Source organism: Dietzia sp. NPDC055340 (genome assembly GCF_053645335.1).
This window is the reverse complement of the sequence record NZ_JBSHML010000016.1, coordinates 75,685-98,579: the sequence shown is the minus strand read 5'-3', so window position 1 is coordinate 98,579 and position 22,895 is coordinate 75,685. Positions and strand designations below refer to the sequence as shown.

At 69.0% G+C, this 22,895-nt stretch carries 19 protein-coding genes; 18 read left to right on the top strand and 1 reads right to left on the bottom strand.

Annotation, left to right across the window (positions count from 1 at the left end; all coding sequences use genetic code 11):
• Positions 1-36: 36 nt before the first annotated feature.
• Positions 37-1,347, bottom strand: a complete 1,311-nt coding sequence (locus tag ACWIFB_RS12930; protein ID WP_452099063.1) for an alkaline phosphatase family protein — start codon at positions 1,345-1,347, stop codon at positions 37-39.
• A gap of 170 nt (positions 1,348-1,517) precedes the next feature.
• On the opposite strand from ACWIFB_RS12930, the gene ACWIFB_RS12925 reads away from it, so the two are divergent.
• The 18 genes from ACWIFB_RS12925 to pyrF all read left to right on the top strand — a co-directional run bounded on the left by ACWIFB_RS12925 (position 1,518) and on the right by pyrF (position 22,647).
• Positions 1,518-2,885, top strand: a complete 1,368-nt coding sequence (locus tag ACWIFB_RS12925; protein ID WP_454058449.1) for a replication-associated recombination protein A — start codon at positions 1,518-1,520, stop codon at positions 2,883-2,885.
• A 127-nt stretch (positions 2,886-3,012) separates the two neighbouring features.
• The gene (gene alaS, locus ACWIFB_RS12920; protein ID WP_454058448.1) at positions 3,013-5,673 is read left to right on the top strand and encodes an alanine--tRNA ligase; all 2,661 of its coding nucleotides are present in this window, start codon (positions 3,013-3,015) and stop codon (positions 5,671-5,673) included.
• On the top strand, positions 5,670-6,170 hold the full coding sequence (gene ruvX / locus ACWIFB_RS12915) for a Holliday junction resolvase RuvX (RefSeq protein WP_295648208.1): 501 nt from the start codon (positions 5,670-5,672) through the stop codon (positions 6,168-6,170). The genes alaS and ruvX overlap by 4 nt, the downstream gene beginning before the upstream one ends.
• Positions 6,171-6,326: 156 nt before the next feature.
• Positions 6,327-7,436: an endolytic transglycosylase MltG gene (locus ACWIFB_RS12910; protein WP_454058447.1), complete on the top strand. Its 1,110-nt coding sequence runs from the start codon at positions 6,327-6,329 to the stop codon at positions 7,434-7,436.
• Between the two features lie 16 nt (positions 7,437-7,452).
• Complete coding sequence (locus ACWIFB_RS12905) at positions 7,453-8,304, top strand: shikimate dehydrogenase (RefSeq protein WP_452099062.1); 852 nt, start codon at positions 7,453-7,455, stop codon at positions 8,302-8,304.
• A 46-nt stretch (positions 8,305-8,350) separates the two neighbouring features.
• Entirely contained in the window at positions 8,351-9,565 is a 1,215-nt protein-coding gene (aroC, locus tag ACWIFB_RS12900; protein WP_452098928.1) for a chorismate synthase, read from the top strand.
• Positions 9,562-10,113, top strand: a complete 552-nt coding sequence (locus ACWIFB_RS12895; RefSeq protein ID WP_454058446.1) for a shikimate kinase — start codon at positions 9,562-9,564, stop codon at positions 10,111-10,113. The genes aroC and ACWIFB_RS12895 overlap by 4 nt, the downstream gene beginning before the upstream one ends.
• A 169-nt stretch (positions 10,114-10,282) precedes the next feature.
• A complete protein-coding gene (gene aroB / locus ACWIFB_RS12890; RefSeq protein WP_452098926.1) occupies positions 10,283-11,410 on the top strand; it encodes a 3-dehydroquinate synthase in 1,128 nt (375 codons plus the stop codon).
• Positions 11,407-12,507, top strand: a complete 1,101-nt coding sequence (locus ACWIFB_RS12885) for a M24 family metallopeptidase (RefSeq protein ID WP_454058445.1) — start codon at positions 11,407-11,409, stop codon at positions 12,505-12,507. Before aroB ends, ACWIFB_RS12885 begins: the two co-directional genes overlap by 4 nt.
• Before the next feature lie 73 nt (positions 12,508-12,580).
• Entirely contained in the window at positions 12,581-13,144 is a 564-nt protein-coding gene (gene efp / locus ACWIFB_RS12880) for an elongation factor P (RefSeq protein WP_454058444.1), read from the top strand.
• 2 nt (positions 13,145-13,146) lie between these two features.
• Positions 13,147-13,773: a transcription antitermination factor NusB gene (nusB, locus tag ACWIFB_RS12875; protein WP_454058443.1), complete on the top strand. Its 627-nt coding sequence runs from the start codon at positions 13,147-13,149 to the stop codon at positions 13,771-13,773.
• Between the two features lie 69 nt (positions 13,774-13,842).
• A complete protein-coding gene (gene pyrR / locus ACWIFB_RS12870) occupies positions 13,843-14,433 on the top strand; it encodes a bifunctional pyr operon transcriptional regulator/uracil phosphoribosyltransferase PyrR (protein WP_344991164.1) in 591 nt (196 codons plus the stop codon).
• A complete protein-coding gene (locus tag ACWIFB_RS12865) occupies positions 14,430-15,371 on the top strand; it encodes an aspartate carbamoyltransferase catalytic subunit (RefSeq protein WP_454058442.1) in 942 nt (313 codons plus the stop codon). Before pyrR ends, ACWIFB_RS12865 begins: the two co-directional genes overlap by 4 nt.
• On the top strand, positions 15,368-16,684 hold the full coding sequence (locus ACWIFB_RS12860; protein ID WP_454058441.1) for a dihydroorotase: 1,317 nt from the start codon (positions 15,368-15,370) through the stop codon (positions 16,682-16,684). The genes ACWIFB_RS12865 and ACWIFB_RS12860 overlap by 4 nt, the downstream gene beginning before the upstream one ends.
• Positions 16,681-17,229, top strand: a complete 549-nt coding sequence (locus ACWIFB_RS12855; RefSeq protein WP_454058440.1) for a PH-like domain-containing protein — start codon at positions 16,681-16,683, stop codon at positions 17,227-17,229. Before ACWIFB_RS12860 ends, ACWIFB_RS12855 begins: the two co-directional genes overlap by 4 nt.
• Positions 17,226-18,437 carry a glutamine-hydrolyzing carbamoyl-phosphate synthase small subunit gene (gene carA, locus ACWIFB_RS12850; protein WP_454058439.1) on the top strand — a complete coding sequence of 404 codons (1,212 nt, stop codon included), beginning with the start codon at positions 17,226-17,228 and terminating at the stop codon, positions 18,435-18,437. Before ACWIFB_RS12855 ends, carA begins: the two co-directional genes overlap by 4 nt.
• The gene (gene carB, locus ACWIFB_RS12845; RefSeq protein WP_454058438.1) at positions 18,437-21,799 is read left to right on the top strand and encodes a carbamoyl-phosphate synthase large subunit; all 3,363 of its coding nucleotides are present in this window, start codon (positions 18,437-18,439) and stop codon (positions 21,797-21,799) included. Before carA ends, carB begins: the two co-directional genes overlap by 1 nt.
• A complete protein-coding gene (gene pyrF / locus ACWIFB_RS12840; protein ID WP_454058437.1) occupies positions 21,796-22,647 on the top strand; it encodes an orotidine-5'-phosphate decarboxylase in 852 nt (283 codons plus the stop codon). The genes carB and pyrF overlap by 4 nt, the downstream gene beginning before the upstream one ends.
• Positions 22,648-22,895: the final 248 nt, after the last annotated feature.

Sequence of the window (22,895 nt, the reverse complement as noted above, 5' to 3'; positions counted from 1 at the left end):
GTCGTCTACCGCGGGATTCGGGCGGCCTCGCTGCTATCAGAGGTCGAAGGCCTCGACCGCCGGGGAGCCGTCCATGTCGTCGTGGCTCAGACCGAAGAGGTGGGCGACCGTCGGGGCCACGTCGCGGGTGGTGACCGGGCGGTCTATCACCTGGCCGTGGCGCACCATCCGGTGGCCACCGCTGATGAAGAACGGGATCGGCAACGTCACCTCGTGACCGTGGTTGCCGGGGATCGGGTTGGACAGCGGCGTCGGGTCGGAGAAGCGCCAACCCGGGTGGCAGGTGGCGACCAGGTCTCCGGCGCGGTCGCCGAGACGCAGATCGGCGGGGTCGTACAGGCTCTTGACGCCCGGGATCCCGGCGACCACCTGCCGGAGTCGGGCCAGCGCGGCGTCGCGCTCGGCCGGGTCGCCGAGGAACGTGAAGGTGTCGGCGCCCCCGTTCTGGGCGATCCCGAAGCGTCCACGCAGCGCCGGGTCGGCATCGAGTGCGCCCTGGGCGCTGATGACGTTCTCCGGCACCGACCAGTCCATGGAATGGTCGGCCAGGACCATGATCACCGAACGCTCCCAGCGTCCGGTGTCCCGCAGGAAGCGCTCGAACTGGTAGAGCTTGTGGTCGGAGTTCCACACGGCCTGGTTCCGCGCGGCGCGGAGGGAGTAACCGGTGAGGTCCATGTGCCCGAACCGGTCCATGTCGCCGAGGTTGACGAACGTGAACCGTGGGTTGTGGTCGGTCACCGTCCGCTTGAGCGCCTCGACCGTGAACTCGTCCAACGAGTGATCGGTGATGGGCACCAGCGGGAAGGGTGCCCACTGCACAGAGGCCCGGCCGGAGAAGATGCCGTGCAGGTAGTCCTTGCTCAGCACGCTCGCGGTCGTCAGGCCCGCCTCGACCCGGACCCGCTCCAGAACGGTCGGGTAGGTGATGTCATCGACCCGGTCCATCGTCCGGTCCTCACCGGCCGCGTGGTCCCAGATGCTGTTGGAGGGCACGCCGTTGCGCTCAGGGAAGACCCCGGTCATCATCGCGGCGTGGTTCGGGAGCGTCTCTGCGATCATGTGGGCCTGCGCCGAGGTGTATCGCGTGCCGTGCTCGGCCCACCGGTTCAGCGTGGGCGCCTGGGCGGGGTTGAGTTCGCCCGGGTTCATCCCGTCGGTGACGATCACGTACAGGTCCAGGTCGTCGGCCACCGGGCGAGTGGGTCGGGCCCACGCCTTCACCGGCGTACCGAGGACGGTCGCACCGACCGCGGCGAGCAACCCGGCACCGCCTGCGGCGAGGGCGGTTCGCCGCGTGATGGTCGTGAGGTCCCGGGGGGAATGGTGACGATCGATCTGGCACATGGTCTCGCCGCTGGCTTTCCTGTCACTGGTGAACATGGGGTCACCGATCCGATGCTCCAGTCAAGCGCATAGGCGTCATCTGCGGAAGCGTTCCGCCCGATAGTTGGACCAACGTTCACCTGTCGGGCACGTGGACGCGGCGTGTCGGAGCGGCCCGGTAACCTGACCGTGTGACTGACGAGGCCGGATTGTTCGCCACGCCCGGGTCGCCCGGAGCGGCCGGGACGGGTTCCGGCTCCCCGCTCAGCGGGGGGCGGGTCGTCGACCCCTCGGCACCGCTGGCCGTCCGCATGCGGCCACGTGCGCTCGAGGAGGTCATCGGTCAGGACCACCTGCTGCGGGACAACTCGCCGCTTCGACGCCTGGTCGAGGGCCGCGGTGGCTCGTCGGTGATCCTGTACGGCCCGCCGGGCACCGGTAAGACGACTCTGGCGAACCTGGTCGCGAGCACGTCGGGTCGGCATTTCGTGGCGTTGTCAGCGCTGAGCGCCGGGGTCAAGGACGTCCGTGCGGTGATCGACGACGCCCGGACCCGCCAGATCCACGGTCAACGCACCGTCCTGTTCATCGACGAGGTGCACCGGTTCTCCAAGAGTCAGCAGGACGCGCTCCTGGCCGCCGTGGAGAACGGGATCGTTCTACTGGTGGCCGCGACCACGGAGAACCCCCACTTCTCGGTGATCGCCCCGTTGCTCAGTCGATCGCTCATCGCAGAGCTCCGGGGACTCGACGACGAGGGGGTGCAGACCGTACTGCGTCGCGCGGTGGCGGACGAGCGAGGTCTGGGCGGGCAGGTAAACGTCACGGACGAGGCGGTCGCTGACATCGTCCGCCTCGCCGGAGGGGACGCCCGTCGTAGTCTGACGATCCTCGAGGCCGCCGCCGGCGCCGCGGAGGACGGTTCGGTGACGCCGGAGATCGTGGAGCTGAGCCTGGATTCGGCCCCAGTGCGATACGACCGCGACGGTGACCAGCATTACGACGTCACGAGCGCGTTCATCAAGTCCATCCGCGGGTCCGACGCGGATGCCGCGCTGCACTATCTCGCCCGCATGCTGGTCGCCGGCGAGGATCCCCGTTTCATCGCCCGCCGATTGATGGTGCACGCGAGCGAGGACATCGGGATGGCCGATCCCACGGCGTTGTTGGCAGCCACCGCGGCCGCGGAGATCGTCCAGAAGGTCGGCCTGCCCGAGTGCCGCCTGGCCCTGGCCCAGGCGACGGTTCACCTCGCGACGGCGCCCAAGTCCAATGCGATCATCTCCGCGATCGATGCCGCGATGTCCGACGTGCGGGCAGGGGGAGTGGGTGAGGTTCCCAAGCACCTGCGGGACGGGCACTATGCGGGCGCGAAGGGCCTGGGCAACGGGGTGGGGTACCGGTATGCACACGATGCACCGGCCGGTGTCGCCACGCAGCAGTATCCGCCCGACGAACTGGTGGGCAGGGACTATTACGCGCCGAGCGGTCACGGCCATGAGCGTGAACTCGCGGCCCGCCTGGCCAGGCTGCGTTCGATCACCCGGGGCGGGTCGTAGGGCCGAGAAGCCGGGCGCACACGGCTTTGCCGGCCGCGGCACCGGGCATCTCGGTCGTTCTCGGCGTCAGCGGTAGTCTGGGGAGTCGACCGATACGTCCTTTCGTAGACCCCAGCGAGGCTTCCCAGTGCAGACCCATGAGATCCGGCGCCGTTTTCTCGACCATTTCGTCAAGGCCGGACATACCGAGGTCCCCAGTGCGTCGCTGGTGCTCGACGATCCCAATCTGCTGTTCGTGAACGCGGGCATGGTCCCGTTCAAGCCGTACTTCCTCGGGCAGGAGACCCCCGCCTACGCCACGGCGACATCCATCCAGAAGTGTGTGCGCACCCTCGACATCGAGGAGGTCGGCATCACCACGCGTCACAACACGTTCTTCCAGATGGCCGGCAACTTCTCCTTCGGTGACTACTTCAAGGAGGGGGCGATCCGCCACGCGTGGTCGCTGCTCACCACGCCCGTCGACGAGGGCGGGTTCGGGATCGATCCGGCTCTGCTGTGGGTCACCGTCTATCTCGACGACGACGAGGCCTTCGGTATCTGGCGTGATGTGATCGGTCTGCCGGAGGCCCGGATCCAGCGTCGTGGGATGGCGGACAACTACTGGTCGATGGGCGTCCCGGGCCCCTGCGGTCCCTGCTCGGAGATCTTCTACGACCGCGGGCCGGCGTACGGGGTCGAGGGCGGCCCGGAGGCGGACGAGGACCGGTACATCGAGATCTGGAACCTCGTGTTCATGCAGAACGAGCGCGGCGAGGGCACCGGCAAGGACGCGTTCGAGATCCTCGGGCCGTTGCCCAAGCAGAATATCGACACCGGCATGGGCGTGGAGCGCGTCGCGTTCCTTCTCCAGGGGGTGGAGAACGTCTACGAGACCGACCTGCTGCGCCCGGTGATCGACACCGCCGAGCGCCTGTCGGGCGCGAGGTATGGCGTGGACGGCGCCGCGGACGTGCGGTTCCGTGTGATCGCCGATCACGCGCGCACCGCGTACATGCTGATCTCCGACGGGGTCACGCCGGGCAACGAGGGCCGCGGGTACATCCTCCGCCGGCTGCTTCGTCGCATCGTGCGCTCTGTCCGCCTGCTCGGGGCGTCCACGGAGACGATGGCCGAGTTCATGGCGACCGTCCGTGACGCCATCGGCCCCTCGTTCCCGGAGACGATCGCGGGCTACGACCGCATCGAGCGGATCGCAGTGGCCGAGGAGGCGGCGTTCCTCAAGACTCTCGAGTCCGGCACCCAGTTGTTCGAGCGCGCGGCGGAGGACGCCCGCGGTTCCGGCGCCGCGGTCCTCTCGGGAAGCCAGGCATTCGCCCTGCACGACACCCACGGATTCCCGATCGACCTCACGCTGGAGATGGCGGCCGAGGCGGGCCTCGAGGTGGACGAGGACGGATTCCGGTCACTCATGGCCGAGCAGCGTGCCCGGGCCAAGGCAGATTCGCGGGCCAAGAAGCATGCGCACGCGGACCTGTCGGTGTATCGGGACTTCCTCGACGCCGGGGAGACCGTCTTCACCGGGTTCACGGACCTGTCCGACGAGGCGACGCTGCTGGGCATCGTCTCCAGGGGCGTCTCCGTGCCGGTGGCGAGCGAGGGCGACGAGGTCGAGTTCCTGCTCGACCGCACCCCGTTCTATGCGGAGTCGGGCGGGCAGATCGGCGACCGCGGGCTCATCTCGACCGCCGGTTTCCAGATGCGCGTCGACGATGTGCAGAAGATCGGTAAGAAGCTTTGGGTTCACAAGGGCGTCGTGACCGCCGGACAGGCCGAGGCGGGGCAGCTCGTCACCGCCGCGGTCGATCGGGACTGGCGCAAGGGCGCCACCCAGGGCCATTCGGCCACCCACCTCGTCCACGCCGCGCTGCGCCAGATCCTCGGGCCGGAGGCCGTGCAGGCGGGCTCGCTGAACAAGCCCGGGTACATGCGGTTCGACTTCAACTGGAGCGGCTCGATTCCCTCCGACGTCCTCGCGCAGGTCGAGGAGGTCACCAACACCGCCGTCGATGCGGACTACACCGTCAACACGGTGGAGACCTCGCTGGACGAGGCCAAGCGGATGGGTGCGATGGCCCTGTTCGGGGAGAACTACGGGTCTCAGGTCCGGGTCGTCGAGATCGGCGGGCCGTTCTCGATGGAGCTGTGTGGTGGAACCCACGTGGCGAACTCGGCGCAGATCGGCCCGGTGAGCCTGCTCGGTGAGTCATCCGTCGGCTCCGGCATCCGTCGCGTCGAGGCCTTCGTCGGTATGGACGCCTACCGCCACCAGGCGAAGGAGCGGGCGCTCGTGTCCGGGCTCGCCGCGTCGCTCAAGGCTCCCACCGACGAGGTGCCGGATCGCGTGGCGGCGCTGGCCGCGAGACTGCGTGAGGCCGAGAAGTCGCTGGATGCGCTGCGTGCCGCCCAGCTCACCGCCCAGGCCGCGGGCCTCGCCGCCGCTGCGGAGGATCTGGGCGGGGTCCGCTTCCTCGCCCATAACGCGCCGGGGGCCGCTGCCGGCGATCTCCGGACGCTCGCTTCCGACCTCAAGGGTCGACTCGGCTCCGAGCCCGCCGTCGTGTTGCTCACGGCTCCGGGCGAGGGGAAGGTGCCGTTCGTCATCGCCGTCACCAAGACCGCGCAGGAGCGGGGTCTCAAGGCCGGCGACCTGGTCAAGGCCATCGCCCCGGCGATCGGGGCCCGCGGCGGAGGAAAGCCCGACATGGCCCAGGGCGCGGGTACTGATCCGACCGGGATCGACGCTGCGGTGGCGGCGCTGCGCACCGCTGTACAGGACGCCGTGTGAGTGCCGCCGGCCACGGCCCGGTCGGCGGGAGCGACGTCACGCCGGCGGCGGGATGGACGCGGGGTCGCCGGGTGGGTCTCGACGTGGGGACCGCCCGGATCGGGGTCGCCTCGTGCGACCCCGACGGGATCCTCGCCACTCCTGTAGAGACGATCCGGGTCGTCGACGGGGACCCGGGCTGGGGGGCGGAGATCCGCCGTCTGTCCGACCTCGTCGAGGAGTACGACGCGGTCGGGGTGGTGGTCGGACTACCGACCTCGCTGAAGGGGCGGGAGACCGCCTCCACCGCGATGGCCCGCTCGTTCGTGGCTGCTCTGTCCACGTCGTCCCCGGGGCTGCCGGTGGAGTTCGTGGACGAGAGGCTCACCACGGTGACCGCGGGGGCCGCGCTCCATGGAGCCGGCCGAAACACCAGGAAACAGCGCGATGTCATCGATCAGGCGGCGGCCGTGGTCCTGCTCCAGGCCTGGATCGAGTCGCGGCGCGCCCGAGGGTGATCGGCGCGTCGCACCTGCGGGCTGGATAAACTCGCCGCCGAGCACGATGCTGTCCGCGGGACAGCTCCCTCTAATCCCTGACCGAGGAGCATGATGTCTGCGGCACGAGGACGACCACGCACGGGGGGTACCACCCGGTTCCTCCTCCTGGCGGCCGTGATCGGAGTGGTCCTGGCATTCGGGTTCATGGCATTCCGCAATATCAACAACCAGACCGGTGCGGCTCCGGACTTCGACGGCTCGGGCACCGGGAACGCCTTGTTGCATGTCGAGGCCGGCGATTCACTGGGCATGGTGGGTGACCGCCTCTACGACGTCGGCGCCATCGCGAGCACGCGGGCATTCACCGCCGCGGCCACCGGGACGCCTGTAGAGGGCATACAGCCGGGCTACTACCAGGTGCAGCAGAAGATGAGTGCCGCCGCCGCGGTGGAGGCGTTGTCGGATCCGGAGAACCGTGTTGGATTCATCGACGTCAAGCCCGGTGGCCGTCTTCTTGACACCGTCGTCGTCGGTGGTGGTACGGAGAAGGGGATATACACCCTGATCGCGGACGCGACGTGTACCCGTGACCTCGATTCGCCGGACAGCGAGCCCGCCTGCCGACAGCCGCAGGAGATCGTGGACGCCGCGGTCCAGATCGACCCCGCAGCGCTGGGGGTCCCGGCCTGGGCGATCAACGAGGTCCAGGCGGCTCCCGATCCGGTACGTCGCCTCGAGGGCCTGGTGTCGCCCGGCGTGCACAACATCGATCCGCACGGCGAACCCGCGGAGATCCTCCGGCAGCTGATCGAGTCCTCCACGGCGTCCTACGACGCCACCGGCCTGACTCCGTCCGCCGAGAGGATCGGTCTGACGCCGTACCAGTTGCTGACCTCGGCTTCGCTCGTCGAGAAGGAGGGCACTCTCCAGGACTTCGACAAGGTGGCGCGGGTCATCCTCAACCGTCTGGCCGAGCCGATGCAGCTCCAGTTCGACTCGACGGTGAACTATGCGCTCGCCGATCAGGAGATCGCCACGACCGACGACGACCGCGCGGCGGCCACGCCCTGGAACACCTACGCGATGGACGGGCTGCCGTACGGCCCCATCGGCTCGCCGGGCCTCGATGCGCTGCGTGCGATGGAGAACCCGGCCGAAGGCGCCTGGCTCTACTTCGTCACGGTCGACATGCAGGGCACGACCAGGTTCGCCGACGACTACCCGGAGCACGAACGCAACCAGAGTGAGGCCATCGCGAACGGGGTCCTGGCAAGTGGGCGCTGAGCTGCCGCCCGACGTCATCGGGGCGGGCGGCGGCCCGGTCGCGCCGGGGGGGCCGCGGTCTGCAGCGGTCCTCGGCCACCCCGTGGATCATTCTCTGTCACCGGTCCTGCACGGAGCGGCCTACCGCGCCCTCGGATTGGCGGGCTGGACGTACGAGCGAATCGATTGCGACGAGGCGATGCTCCCTGCCGTCGTCGACGACTCACCCGGTCATCGGATCGGCTACTCGGTCACCATGCCGGGGAAGTTCGCGGCGCTGGAATACGCCTCGGCGGTGAGCGAACGCGCTCGGATCGTGGGGAGCGCCAATACGCTCGTCCGGCGGGACGGCGGCTGGTTCGCCGACTGCACGGACGTCGACGGCGTGACGGGCGCGCTCGCCGCGTTCGGTGACCTGCCCGCCTCGCCGTCGGCGGTCGTTCTCGGGGTGGGCGGGACCGCACGGCCGGTCCTGGCGGGCCTGGCCGCCATGGGTGCCAACCGGGTGGTCCTGGCCTCACGCCGGGACAATTCCGGCCCCGCCGCCGACTGTGGGCGCGAACTCGGGTTGGAGGTGACCACGGTTCTCCTCCGCGACGCGTCGCTGCCCGCGGCCATCGCGGACGCCGACGTCCTGGTCAACACTGTTCCCGAGCCGGGCGTCAGGGAGATCGTCGATCTGGTCTCCCGTTCGCATCGACTGTTCGACGTGCTGTACGACCCGTGGCCCACCGCCGCCGGCGCCGTTGCCGCCGCAGCCGGGATCCCGGTGGTGGGCGGGGACGTGATGCTGCTCAATCAGGCCTTCGGTCAGGTCGAACTGTTTACCGGGCTGCCCGCACCTCGAGACCAGATGGCCGCCGCTCTCGCGGAGGCACTCGGCCGGTGAGGCCCCTCCGGCGGGCCTGATGTGCCTGGGCACACGAGGTCATGGGATGATCGGCGACGTGCTGAAGTGGACCACCGCCGGAGAATCCCATGGCCAGGCCCTCGTGGCGATCATCGAGGGCGTCATCGCCGACGTGGAGGTGACGAGCGAGGAGATCGCTGCGCAGCTTGCGCGGCGTCGTCTCGGGTACGGCCGTGGCGCGCGGATGAAATTCGAGGCCGACGCGGTGCGCGTCCTCGGCGGTGTGCGACACGGTCGCACGATGGGCTCGCCCATCGCGATCGAGGTCGGAAACACCGAATGGCCGAAGTGGGAGCAGATCATGTCCGCCGACCCGGTCGATCCCGAGTCGATCGATGACAAGGCGCGGGCAGCGCTCCTGACCCGTCCGCGTCCCGGCCACGCCGATTTCTCCGGAATGCTCAAGTACGACTTCGACGACGCCCGGATGGTTCTCGAGCGCGCCAGCGCCCGGGAGACCGCGGCCCGTGTCGCCGCCGGCACGGTGGCGCGCGCGGTACTGCGCGACGTGCTGGGCGTCGAGGTGCTCTCCCACGTGATCTCGATCGGCGCCTCGGATCCCTACGTCGGTGCCGAGCCCGGTTTCTCCGACCTCGAGGCGATCGACGCGAGCCCCGTGCGGGCGTTCGGCGCTGCGGCGGGGGAGTCGATGATCTCCGAGATCGAGGCGGCCAAGAAGGCCGGTGACACGCTCGGCGGTGTCGTCGAGGTGGTGGTCCACGGTCTACCCATCGGCCTTGGATCCCATGTGTCGGGGGAGGAGCGCCTGGACGCCCAACTCGCCGGTGCGCTCATGGGCATCCAGGCGATCAAGGGCGTCGAGGTCGGTGACGGCTTCGAGACCGCCCGTCGCCGCGGAAGTGTCGCCCACGATGAGATGGACCGGGGCGCCGGCGGCGTCGAGCGTCGCAGCAACCGTGCCGGTGGTCTCGAGGGCGGCATGACCAACGGGCAGGCGCTGCGGGTGCGCGCCGCCATGAAGCCGATCTCCACTGTTCCGCGCGCGCTGAGCACCGTGGATATGGCGGACGGATCCGCTGCGACCGCGATTCACCAGCGTTCCGACGTCTGCGCCGTCCCGGCCGCAGGTGTGGTCGCCGAGTCGATGGTGGCGCTGGTGCTTGCCCGTTCCGTGCTCCAGAAGTTCGGTGGCGATTCGCTCGGCGAGACCCGCCGGAACGTCGAGGGGTATCGTGCCGCGGTGGCCGAGCGTCTGAACTGGACGACGGACCAGGCATGAGCGTCCCGGCACGACCGGTCGCCGTGCTCGTGGGGCCGCCCGGTGCCGGCAAGACGACCATCGGACGGAAGCTGGCACGCCGCCTCGACGTCCCCTTCCGCGACGCCGATCACCTGATCGAGGACGCGGAGGGCCGCTCCATCCCCGATATCTTCGCGACCTGCGGGGAGCCGGAGTTCCGTCGCATCGAGGAGCGCGTCATCGGCGAGACTCTCGAATCATTCGACGGCGTCCTGTCCCTCGGCGGTGGCGCGGTGCTCTCCGAGGCGACGCGACATCGGCTGAGGGGCCTGAAGGTGGTGCACCTGACCATCGGTGTGGCCGAGGGCGTCCGGCGATCGCGTGGGCCGGGCCGGCCGCTTCTCGCGGGTGGCGACGCGACCGCTCGCTACCAGGCGCTGCTCACGGAGCGCTCACCCCTGTACCGCGAGGTCGCGTGGACCACGGTCAGCTCGGAGCGCCGTAGTTCCGGCAAGGTGGTGGCGGACATCGTCGACAGACTCGAGTCCGGTGACCCGCATCCGAGGCGGAGAGGCCGGCGGCCGTGACCGTGCGCCCGGCCATTCCCCCTAGCCTGGGCGTGGGGCCCGGGTGGAGCATCGGGAACGGGCCGGGTCGGCGAACTGTCCGGAGGGCGACGGCCCGGGACCGCCGGGGCCCACATATTCACCTTGAGACGAGCCGGAGACGGCGACAAGCGACGAGCGGGAGCTGCAGATGAACCACGAATCGAACACCAACGAGCCCGTAGTCGTGGAGGTGCGTTCGGAGTCCCCGTACCCGGTCGTCATCGGGCGTGGCCTGCTCCCCGAGATCATCGAGGCCTGTTCCGCGTCTCGGACGGTCGCGATCTTCTACCAGCCCCCGCTGGCACAGACCGCCGAGGCGGTCCGCGAGAAGCTCGAGGAGGCGGGCGTCAACGCACACCGCATCGAGATCCCCGACGCCGAGGCGGGCAAGGATCTCGCCGTGGCGGGGTTCTGTTGGGACGTGCTGGGGCAGATCGGGGTGAACCGGAAGGACACCATCGTCAGCCTGGGCGGCGGCGCAGCCACCGATCTCGCCGGGTTCGTCGCCGCCACCTGGATGCGGGGCGTGCGCGTCATCCACATCCCCACCACGCTCCTGGCGATGGTGGACGCGGCTGTCGGAGGAAAGACCGGCATCAACACCGACGCCGGGAAGAACCTCGTGGGCAGCTTCCACGAGCCGGCTGCGGTCTTCATCGACACCGCGACGTTGGAGACCGTTCCGCGCAACGAGTTGATCTCGGGAATGGCCGAGGTCGTCAAGTGCGGCTTCATCGCGGACCCCGAGATCCTCGATCTCATCGAGGCGGACCCCGAGGCCGCACTAGACCCGGGCGGCGAGATCATCGTCGACCTCATCCGCCGCAGCGTCCAGGTCAAGGCGGACGTAGTCGGCCAGGATCTGAAGGAATCCGGGCTCCGCGAGATCCTCAACTACGGGCACACCCTGGGCCATGCCGTGGAGCGGCGCGAGCAGTACCGGTGGCGGCACGGTGGCGCGATCAGCGTCGGGATGTGCTTCGTGGCCGAACTGGCCCGACTGGCCGGGCGGCTGGACGATGCGACGGCGGATCGCCACAGGTCGATCCTGTCCTCGATCGGTCTGCCGACCGGCTATGACGAGGACGCGTTCCCGCGCCTTCTCGAACTGATGGCCGGAGACAAGAAGAACCACTCCGGCTTCCTCCGACTGGTCGTTCTCGACGGGCTGGCGCGGCCCTCACGTATGGAGGCACCGGACCCCACGCTGATGACCGCCGCCTACGCCGCCATTTCAGAGGGCCGGAAGCCGAGCGGCGGGGGGATCCTGCTGTGACCGGGCGGTTCGTGGACCGGAGGGAGGCGGTCGGAGCAGCACTGGTGGACACCGGTGCCACCGCTCTGTTGGTCACCGATCCACGCAACATCGCCTATCTGACCGGTTTCCGAGGTTCGGGCGGGGCGGTCCTGGTCGAGACCGACGGGGGGGCGGTGCTGTGCACGGATTCGCGGTACGAACTGCAGGTCGTGGAACAGGCCCCGGATGTCGGACACGTGATCTCGCGCGAGTACGTGAGCGGTGTGCTCGGCCGTCGCCGGGGCCCGGCTGATGCACCGCTCGCGGTGGAGGCGGACGAGCTGACCCTGACGGCGGCTTCCGCGCTGCGGCGGGCGATGGCGGACGTCGGCGCCCCCGACACCGGGGTGATCGAGACCAGTGGCGTGGTCGAGCAGGTCCGTCGGCGAAAGGACGACTCCGAGGTCGCCCTCATCGAACGAGCCTGTGGTGTCGTTGATGACGCCTGGACGCACCTGCTGACCAGCGGCGCGATCGCAGCCGGTCGGAGCGAACGCGACGTGGCGGCCGACCTCGAGCACGCCATGCGCCGCGCGGGTTCCGACGGCGTCGCGTTCGAGACGATCGTGGCGAGTGGCCCCAACGGCGCGCACCCGCACCATGTCCCCGGAGACCGTCTGCTCGCCGACGGCGAACTCGTGGTGATCGACTTCGGCGCGATGGTCGGGGGATATTCGTCTGACTGCACGAGGACCGTGGCATTGGGACAGGCACCGGGCCGACTCGTCGACGCCTATGCCGTCGTACTGGAGGCGCAACTCGCCGGTGTGGCGGCCGTCCGGCCGGGGATCGCCTGCTCGGATCTGGACGCGGTCAGCCGCGGCATCATCGACTCCGCGGGCTACGGCGGTTACTTCGGTCACTCCCTGGGGCACGGTGTGGGGTTGGACGTGCATGAAGCGCCCGCTGTGTCCAGCAGGTCCACGAGTACACTGTCCGACGGCGATGTGATCACCATCGAGCCCGGAATCTACCTTCCGGACCTCGGCGGGATCCGAATCGAGGACACCGTGGCCGTCAGCGGCGGTGGCGGCAGGTCCCTGACGACTACCTCGAAGGCCTTCAGCGTTCTCTGAGGGCCAGATCCACGACTATCCGCGAGGCAGCTCTCCCGGCCGCCCGCGGACGACTTTCGAAGGAGTACCCACCATGGCGTCCACCGCCGACTTCAAGAACGGTCTCGTCCTCAAAGAGGAGGGCCAGCTGTGGCAGATCGTCGAGTTCCAGCACGTCAAGCCCGGCAAGGGCCCGGCGTTCGTGCGGACCAAGATGAAGAACGTGGTCTCCGGCAAGAACATCGACAAGACGTTCAGCGCCGGCGTGAAGGTGGAGACCGCCACCGTCGACCGCCGGGACATGACTTTTCTGTACCGCGATGGTGAGGACTACGTCCTCATGGACGAGCAGGACTTCGACCAGATCAACGTCTCGCCGGTCGTGATGGGGGACGGCGCGCGCTTCCTGCTCGAGAACACCAGCGTCCAGGTCTCGATGCACGAGGGCCTGCCGCTGTTCGCCGAGATGCCGGTCGCGGTCGACCTGGTCGTCCAGCACACCGATCCGGGCCTGCAGGGTGACAGGTCGACCGGCGGCACCAAGCCGGCGACCCTCGAGACCGGTGCCGAGGTCCAGGTTCCGCTGTTCATCAACACCGGCGACAAGCTGCGCATCGACACCCGTGACGGCCACTACCTCAGCCGGGTGAACGACTGATCATGGCGGAAGAGGTCGATCACCGGAGCCGGGGGTCCCGGTACCGGGCGCGCAGGCGTGCCGTCTCGCTCCTGTTCGAGGCGGAGCTGCGCGATGCCGATGTCGTCGAACTCGCTGAGGAGCGTCGCCGGATGGGCGAGGACTCCCAGGAGTTCCACGATGTCGCACCATTCACCATGGAGATCGTGGCAGGCGTCGCCGAGCGCCTGGACCGGCTCGATTCGATGATCTCCGAGCACCTACGTGAGTGGACGCTCGAGCGTCTGCCCGCGGTGGACCGTGCCGTGCTCCGTGCAGGCGCATGGGAGCTGCTGTTCGGGACCGAGCAGGTCGAATCGGCCATCGTGATCGATCAGTCGGTTCTGCTCGTGTCGGATCTGTCGGCTGAGAAGTCGGTGCCGTACGTCAATGCCGTCCTGGACCGGATCGCCGGCCTCGCCGAGCACATCCGGGCTGCCGAGCAGGCGGTCTCGGTGCTGGGGTCATCGTCGGGTGCGGCGTCGGCGTCGGCGTCCGAGTCGGTCGGGTCGGCAGAGTCGGCAGAGGATACTGCGGAAGCGGATCCCGACGTGTCGGAGGACGTGTCGGAGGCCACTTCCACAGAACCCGGAGCGGGGACCGCGGACTGATAGAGTTCGGTATCGAAAACTATCCCTTTAACGAGCCGTCCAGTGAGGCGGACAAGGAGGTGGTGATCGGTGAGCGCTGAAGGTTCGGATACGAACGCGAACTCGGTGTCACTCTTCACGTCCGAAGACGTGGCCAGGACGGTGTCCCGCCTGGCCCATCAGATCATTGAACGTACCGCCGCGGACTCCCCGGACGCGGGCTCCGTCGTTCTGCTCGGCATTCCCACGCGCGGCGTCCCACTTGCCGCCCGGCTGGCGGATCGAATCCGCGAGTTCAGCGGAGTCGCCGTCCATGCGGGATCGATCGACGTCACGTTGTACCGCGACGACCTGGCCGGCGGTCCGCACAGGCCGATGAACCCGACCAGGGTTCCCGCCGAGGGCATCGATGGCGCGACGGTCATCCTCGTCGACGATGTCCTGTTCTCCGGGCGGACGATCCGCGCGGCATTCGACGCGCTGCGGGATCTCGGCCGCCCCGCCCGCGTCCAGCTGGCCGTGCTGGTCGATCGGGGCCACCGCGAACTACCCATCCGGGCGGACTACGTAGGCAAGAACGTCCCCACGTCGCGGGATGAGGGCGTGTCGGTGCAGCTGAGCGAGATCGACGGGGCCGACGCGGTGGTACTCCGGCGCCCCGTCCCGGAGGAAAACCGATGAAGCACCTGCTCTCCGCCGCCGAGCTCGACCGGGACACTGCGCTGTCGATCCTCGACGAAGCCGGCAGGCTCAAAGAGACGCTCCTCGGCCGCGAGGTCCGCAAGCTTCCGACCCTGCGCGGCAAGACCGTGCTCACGGTGTTCTACGAGAACTCCACCCGGACCCGCGTCTCGTTCGAGACCGCGGGCAAGTGGATGAGCGCCGACGTCATCAACGTGTCGGCGAGTGCCTCCTCCGTGCAGAAGGGCGAATCACTGCGCGATACCGCCCTGACCCTCACGGCGATCGGCGCCGACGCACTGATCGTGCGGCACCCGGCCTCCGGATCGTCCACGCAGATCGCACGATGGGTGTCTCCGGGCGGCGTCGGGCCGTCGGTGATCAACGCCGGTGACGGGATGCACGAGCATCCGACCCAGGCTCTCCTCGATGCGATGACGCTCCGGGAGCGGCTGGGGGGCATCGACGGTCGTCGGGTCGTGATCGTCGGGGACATCCTGCACTCACGCGTGGCCCGCTCCAACGCACTGCTCCTGTCGACCCTTGGCGCCGAGGTGGTCCTCGTCGCCCCGCCGACCCTGCTGCCCGTGGGCGTGGACGGCTGGCCCGTCCGCGCGTCCACCGATCTGGACGCCGAACTCGCCGGCGCGGACGCGGTGATGATGCTCCGGGTCCAGGCCGAGCGGATGAACGGCGGATTCTTCCCGTCCGCCCGCGAGTACGCGGTGCGCTACGGACTGGGACCCGCTCGCGCCGCTCGCCTGGGCGAGGATGTCGTGGTCCTGCACCCCGGGCCGATGGTCCGGGGAATGGAGATCGGCTTCGACGTGGCTGATGCCCCGTCCTCGGCGATCCTCCAGCAGGTGACCAACGGCGTCCACCTCCGCATGTCTGTTCTCCTCCACACTCTCGTCGGAACGGAAGGAACCACCGAGTGACCGTCCCCGAACCCCCGATCCTGCTGCTGCGTCGGGTCCGTCCCTACGGCGAAGGGGACCCCGTAGACGTCCTCATCCGGGACGGGCGCATCGCGGCGCTCGGGCCCGGCGCCGGCGAGGGGGCCCCCGCCGACGCGGAAGTCCACGATCTCGACGGCGCGGTCCTCCTCCCGGGTTTCGTCGATCTGCACACGCACCTGCGCGAGCCGGGCCGCGAGGACACCGAGACCATCGCCTCGGGATCCACCGCCGCAGCACTGGGCGGCTACACCGCCGTCTTCGCGATGGCCAACACGCAGCCACCCCAGGACAACCAGACGGTCACCGACTCCGTGTGGCGGATCGGGCGCGAGGTCGGGTTGTGCGACGTCCATCCCGTCGGAGCGGTCACCGTCGGACTCAAGGGCGAGCAGCTCACAGAGATGGGGCAGATGGCCGACGGTGCGGCGAAGGTCAAGATCTTCTCGGACGACGGCATGTGCGTATACGACCCGCTGGTGATGCGTCGGGCCCTCGAGTATTCGGCCGGGCTCGGTGTCCTCATAGCCCAGCATGCCGAGGAGCCGCGGCTCACCCGTGGCGCCGTCGCACATGAGGGTCCGACCGCGGCACGCCTCGGTCTCACCGGATGGCCCCGGTCCGCCGAGGAGTCCATCGTCGCCCGTGACGCGATCCTGGCGCGGGACGCCGGCGCGCGCGTGCACATCTGTCACGCGTCGACGACCGGGACTGTGGAACTGCTCGCGTGGGCGAAATCCCAGGGCATCTCGATCACCGCCGAGGTCACCCCCCATCATCTACTGCTGGACGACTCGCGACTGGAGACCTACGACGGCGTCTACCGGGTCAACCCCCCGCTTCGCGAGGCACACGATGCCCGCGCGCTCCGCGAGGCGCTGGTTTCCGGGGTCATCGACTGCGTCGCGACCGATCACGCACCCCACGCAGCCCAGGAGAAGTGCTGTGAGTTCGCCGCGGCCCGCCCGGGAATGCTGGGCCTCGAGACCGCGCTCCCGATCGTCGCCGCACTTCTGATCGACACCGGCGACATGACCTGGCGTGATCTCGCCCGCGTCATGAGCGTCCGGCCCGCCGAGATCGCCGGTCTGACCGACCAGGGGCGACCGATCGAGGTGGGGGAGCCCGCAAACCTCGCCGTCGTCGACCCCGATTCCTCCTGGACGGTGATCGGCGAGGACCTCGCCAGCCTGTCCGCCAATACCCCCTACGAGGGGATGACATTCGCGGCGAGGGTGGTGGGCACCGTCTACCACGGGCGCATGACCAGCCGCGACGGGAAGGTACTCGCATGAACCAGGACTTCTGGACAGCGCTCGTGATGATCGTCCTGCTGCTCCTCCTGATCGGCCTGATGACGCTGGGATGGCGCAACCGCAGCCGGTCACAGGCGGGCCTGTTCGACTCGCTACCGCAGCCCCCCGCCCATCCCGGCGCCGTGGTGCTGGGACCGCTGACCGGCGTCTACGTCGGCAGCACGGTGGCCGGGGACTGGCAGGCCAGGATCGCGCGCCCACCGCTCGGGCACCGTTCGGCCGCGACCCTCACGGCATACACCGACGGGCTTCTCCTCGAACTCGCCACCGACGTGGTGTGGATTCCCCGCGCCGACCTGATCGGCGTGCGCCGGACCTCCGCGCTGGCGAACAAGACCGTCCCCGGCGGAGGCATCCTCGCCGCCCGGTGGCAGGTCACCGCACCAGGAGGACGCACGGTCATCGACTCGGGATTCCGGGCCGACGACAAAGACAGCTATCCGCGCTGGGAGGCGCTCCGCGGTGACGCCGCGCCCTCCGACCGGACCGACACCCCGACCTCCACCACCGAGGAGAAGCAGTGACATCGCAGAACAACACGCCCGCGAAGCCAGGAGCACGCGAGCCCGCCGCGCTCGTCCTCGAGGACGGTCGCATCCATCGCGGCACCGCCTTCGGCGCTCGCGGCACCACGCTCGGCGAGGCTGTCTTCACCACGGCGATGTCCGGCTACCAGGAGACGATGACGGACCCGTCGTACTGCCGGCAGATCGTCGTGACGACCGCACCCCAGATCGGTAACACCGGCTGGAACGACGAGGACGGCGAGTCGCTCCTCGACGGCGAGGACCGAGGCGGTCGGATCTGGGTGTCCGGCCTGGTCGTCCGCGATCTATCGCGACGCGCCTCGAACTTCCGCGCGGAGCGCACCCTCGAGGACGAGATGATCGCCCAGGAGATCATCGGCGTCGCCGACATCGACACCCGCGCGGTCGTACGACACATCCGCGACCGGGGCGCCATGAAGGCCGGCATCTTCTCGGGTGAGGACCTGGCCGATGACGAGTCGATGGTCGCGACCGTGCGTGCGCAGGAATCCATGGCCGGGGCGTCCCTCTCTGACGAGGTCACCACGGAGAACGCGTATGTAGTGGAGCCGGCCGAGGGCGAGGCACGCTACTCGGTTGCCGCGCTGGATCTGGGAATCAAGTCCAACACCCCGCGGATGCTCGCCGAGCGCGGTGTGCGGGTCCATGTCATCCCCGCCTCGTCGACGCTGGCGGATGTGCTCGACCTGGACGTCGACGGCGTGTTCCTGTCGAACGGCCCCGGCGACCCCGCGACCGCCGACGCCGCGGTGCACCTGACCAAAGAGGTCCTGAGCCAGGGCATCCCGTTCTTCGGCATCTGCTTCGGTAACCAGATCCTCGGCCGCGCACTGGGCCTGGAGACCTACAAGATGCGCTTCGGCCACCGGGGAACCAACATCCCGGTGATCGAGAAAGCCACCGGCAACGTGGCGATCACCTCGCAGAACCATGGTTTCGCGCTCCGTGCACCCGAGTCCGAGACCTGGCAGACGCCGTGGGGGTCGGCGAAGGTCACCCACATCTGCGCCAACGACGGGACCGTCGAGGGCGTCGCGCTCGCAGACGGCAGCGCGTTCTCCGTCCAGTACCACCCCGAGGCCGCGGCCGGCCCGCGTGACGCCGCCAACCTCTTCGACCGCTTCGTCGACCTGCTCGGTTCGTCCGACGCCGGTTCCGCAGACACCAGAAAGGGCGCCCTCTGATGCCCCGCCGCACAGACATCAACCACGTCCTCGTCATCGGCTCCGGCCCGATCGTCATCGGGCAGGCGTGCGAGTTCGACTACTCGGGCACGCAGGCCTGCCGTGTCCTGCGCTCCGAGGGCCTGCGGGTCACGCTGGTCAACTCGAACCCGGCCACGATCATGACCGACCCGGAGTTCGCCGACGCCACGTACGTCGAGCCGATCACTCCCGAGTACATCGACAAGATCTTCACCAAGGAAGCATCCGAGGGACACCCCGTCGACGCCGTCCTGGCGACGCTCGGCGGTCAGACGGCCCTCAACGCCGCGATGCAGCTCGACGCGCAGGGGATCCTCGCCAAACACGACGTCGAGCTCATCGGCGCCGACATCCCGGCCATCAACCGGGGCGAGGACCGTCAGATGTTCAAGGACATCGTCGCCGGTGTCGGTGGGGAGTCCGCCCGCAGCGCGGTCTGTCACACCATGGAGGAGGTGCACGCGACCGTCGCCGAGCTCGGACTGCCGGTCGTCGTGCGTCCGTCCTTCACCATGGGCGGCCTCGGTTCGGGCCTCGCGTACACCATGGACGACCTCGAGCGGATCGCCGGCGGCGGCCTCGCCGCCTCGCCGACCGCGAACGTCCTCATCGAGGAGTCGATCCTCGGGTGGAAGGAGTTCGAGCTCGAGCTCATGCGCGACAACAAGGACAACGTCGTCGTGATCTGCTCGATCGAGAACGTGGACGCGCTGGGCGTCCACACCGGTGACTCGGTGACCGTCGCGCCGTCGATGACGCTCACCGACCGCGAGTTCCAGAACATGCGGGACATCGGTATCGACATCCTCCGCGCCGTCGGCGTGGACACCGGCGGGTGCAACATCCAGTTCGCGATCAACCCGGTGGACGGCCGTCTCGTGGTGATCGAGATGAATCCGCGTGTGTCCCGCTCGTCGGCACTGGCCTCCAAGGCCACGGGATTCCCCATCGCGAAGATCGCGGCGCGCCTCGCCATCGGCTACTCGCTGGATGAGATCACCAACGACATCACGGGCGAGACTCCTGCGAGCTTCGAGCCCACCCTCGACTACGTCGTGGTGAAAGCACCGCGCTTCGCGTTCGAGAAGTTCCCCGGAGCCGACGACACGCTGACCACCACGATGAAGTCGGTCGGCGAGGCCATGAGCCTGGGACGCAACTACCGCGAGGCGCTGGGGAAGGTCATGCGCTCGCTCGAGACCAAGGCCGCCGGATTCTGGACCCTGACCGACGAAGCGATCGCCCCGGGTCGGTCCACGGACGTGGCGGCTGTTCTCGACGACCTGCGTCGCCCGACCGAGGGCCGCATGTACGACGTCGAGCTCGCGCTGCGCCTGGGTGCCACGGTCGAGCAGGTTTACGAGGCCTCGTCGATCGACCCGTGGTTCCTGTACGAGGTCGAGGAGCTCGTCGCCCTCCGCCGCGAGATCGTCGACGCCCCGGTCGTCGATGAGAGCCTTCTGCGCAGGGCCAAGCACAACGGCCTCTCCGATGCCCAGATCGCGGCGCTCCGTCCTGAGTTCGCCGGCGCCGAGGGGGTTCAGCGGCTGCGTCACCGGCTCGGGGTCCGACCGGTCTACAAGACGGTCGACACCTGTGCGGCCGAATTCGAGGCGAAGACGCCGTACCACTATTCGACCTACGAACTGGACCCGGCGGCCGAGTCCGAGGTGGCCCCGCAGACCGAGCGCGAGAAGGTCATCATCCTGGGCTCCGGCCCCAACCGGATCGGCCAGGGCATCGAGTTCGACTACTCGTGTGTCCACGCCGCGCTCACACTCTCCGAGGCCGGCTACGAGACGGTCATGGTCAACTGCAACCCGGAGACCGTCTCCACCGACTACGACACGGCCGACCGTCTGTACTTCGAGCCGCTGACGTTCGAGGACGTCATGGAGGTCTACCACGCTGAGTCGGAGTCCGGGACCGTGGCCGGCGTGCTCGTCCAGCTCGGCGGCCAGACGCCTCTGGGTCTCGCCGCGCAACTCGAGGACGCGGGCGTTCCGATCGTCGGGACCAGCCCGTCCGCCATCGACCTCGCCGAGGACCGCCGTGAATTCGGCGAGGTGCTCGTCAAGGCCGGCCTGCCGGCGCCCGCCTTCGGCACCGCCATCAACGCCGACGAGGCCACCGAGATCGCCGGGAACATCGGCTATCCGGTGCTCGTCCGTCCCTCGTACGTCCTCGGGGGACGTGGGATGGAGATCGTGTACGACGAGGACTCGCTCCGGTCCTACATCGATCGCGCCACCGAGATCAGCCCGGACCGTCCGGTCCTGGTCGACCGCTTCCTCGATGACGCGGTGGAGATCGACGTCGACGTGCTGTGCGACGGCACCGAGGTCTACCTGGGGGGCGTCATGGAGCACATCGAGGAGGCCGGGATCCACTCCGGCGACTCCGCGTGTGCGCTCCCGCCCATCACCCTGGGTCAGGACGACATCGACCGGGTTCGCCGCTCGAGCGAGGCACTCGCCTTCGGAATCGGCGTCAAGGGTCTGATGAACGTCCAGTACGCGATCAAGGACGACATCCTGTATGTCCTCGAGGCGAACCCGCGCGCCAGCCGCACGGTGCCGTTCGTGTCGAAGGCGACGGGTGTCCACCTGGCCAAGGCGTGCGCGCGCATCATGATGGGCGAGTCGATCGCCGACCTGCGTGCGGAAGGTCTGCTGCCCGCGGACCGCGACGGTGGCTCGCTGCCCTCCGACGCCCCTGTCGCGGTCAAGGAAGCGGTTCTGCCGTTCAACCGTTTCCGCACCCCGGAGGGGGACACCGTGGACTCCCTCCTCAGTCCTGAGATGAAGTCCACCGGCGAGGTCATGGGAATCGGCCCGGACTTCGCCGTGGCCTTCGCCAAGGGCCAGCTTTCCGCGGAGGGCGTCCTGCCGACGTCGGGCACGGTCTTCGTCTCCGTCGCCAACCGCGACAAGCGTTCGATGGTGTTCCCGGCCCAGCGCCTCGCGGCTCTCGGGTTCACCGTCCTGGCCACCGAGGGCACGGCTCTGATGCTCCGCCGATACGGGATCGCGTGCGAGACCGTCGCGAAGCTCACCGAGTCGGGCGCGGGACCGGTCGACGCCGACGGTGGGCCGGTTCGGACCATCGTCGATCGGATCAACGCGGACGAGGTCGACCTGATCCTGAACATCGCCTCGTCGACGGGCGGCACGCGCGCGGACGGTTACGAGATCCGTTCCGCTGCGATCTCACGCCGGGTCCCGTGCGTCACCACCGTTCAGGGTGCCACCGCCGCAGTGCACGGCATCGAGGCGATGCGTCAGGGCGACGTGGCGGTCAGCCCGTTGCAGCAGCTGCACTCGTGGTTCGCCACGCGATGACCGAAACCGACCCCCGGGCCTCGTTCGGTGCTCGCCTCCGGTCCGCAGTCGCCGACCGCGGGAACCTGTGCGTGGGCATCGATCCGCACCCGGCGCTGCTCGAGGCCTGGGGGTTGGGGGTGGGCCCGGCCGGCGTCGCCGAGTTCTCCCGACGCGCGCTGGAGGCATTCGGCGACCTCGTCCCCGCGATCAAGCCCCAGGTGGCGTTCTTCGAGGAGCACGGTTCCGCTGGTATCGCCGTGCTCGAGGAGGTGCTCTCCTCGATCACTACCGCGGGAGCCCTCTCCGTCGCCGACGCCAAGCGTGGCGACATCGGGTCCACCATGGCGGGATACGCCCGGGCGTGGCTCGCCGACGGATCACCGCTCGCGTGTGACGCGCTCACCGTGTCGCCCTATCTCGGCGTGGGGTCGTTGGATGCCGCGTTCGACGCCGCGGCCTCGACCGGGCGCGGGCTGTTCGTGCTGGCACGTACGTCCAATCCGGAGGCCGGCGGGCTCCAGGGTGCGGTGGGGACGGACGGCACCGTCGCGCAGTCGGTGGTCGACGAGATCGGGCGTCGGAACACCGGTGCGTTCCCGGATGAAGTGGGTTCGTTCGGCGTCGTCGTGGGTGCGACCGTCGCGGACCCGCCCGTCCTCGAGCGGCTCCGCGGCCCGGTTCTCATGCCGGGGGTGGGGGAGCAGGGCGGCACACTCGCGGACGTGCGACGAATCGCCGGCCCGGCACTGCCCGCCACCCTGGTGAACGTCTCCCGGCACGTCCTGCGGGCGGGCCCCGACGTCGGCGCGATGCGCGCTGTCGTCACGGATCTCTCGGGGCAGTTCAGCTTTGCCGACGCCCCCTGAGCACCGTTTTCCTCTCGGTACCCACCTCTCACAGCGGTAACGACCGCCGGGGCGTCGAGGAGATCATCGACTGCAATTTTCAGGCGTTTCGAGTCGCATCCACGAGCACGCAGGGCTAGTCTGCCTCTAACCTCAAAACGTCAAACCGCATGTCAGGCAGGGTTCCACACGGGACCCCGTGCGGGTGCACGGCCAACCGGCCGCGTACTGTTGCTGAGGTCATCAGGCCCGATGCGGTCGCCGGCTCC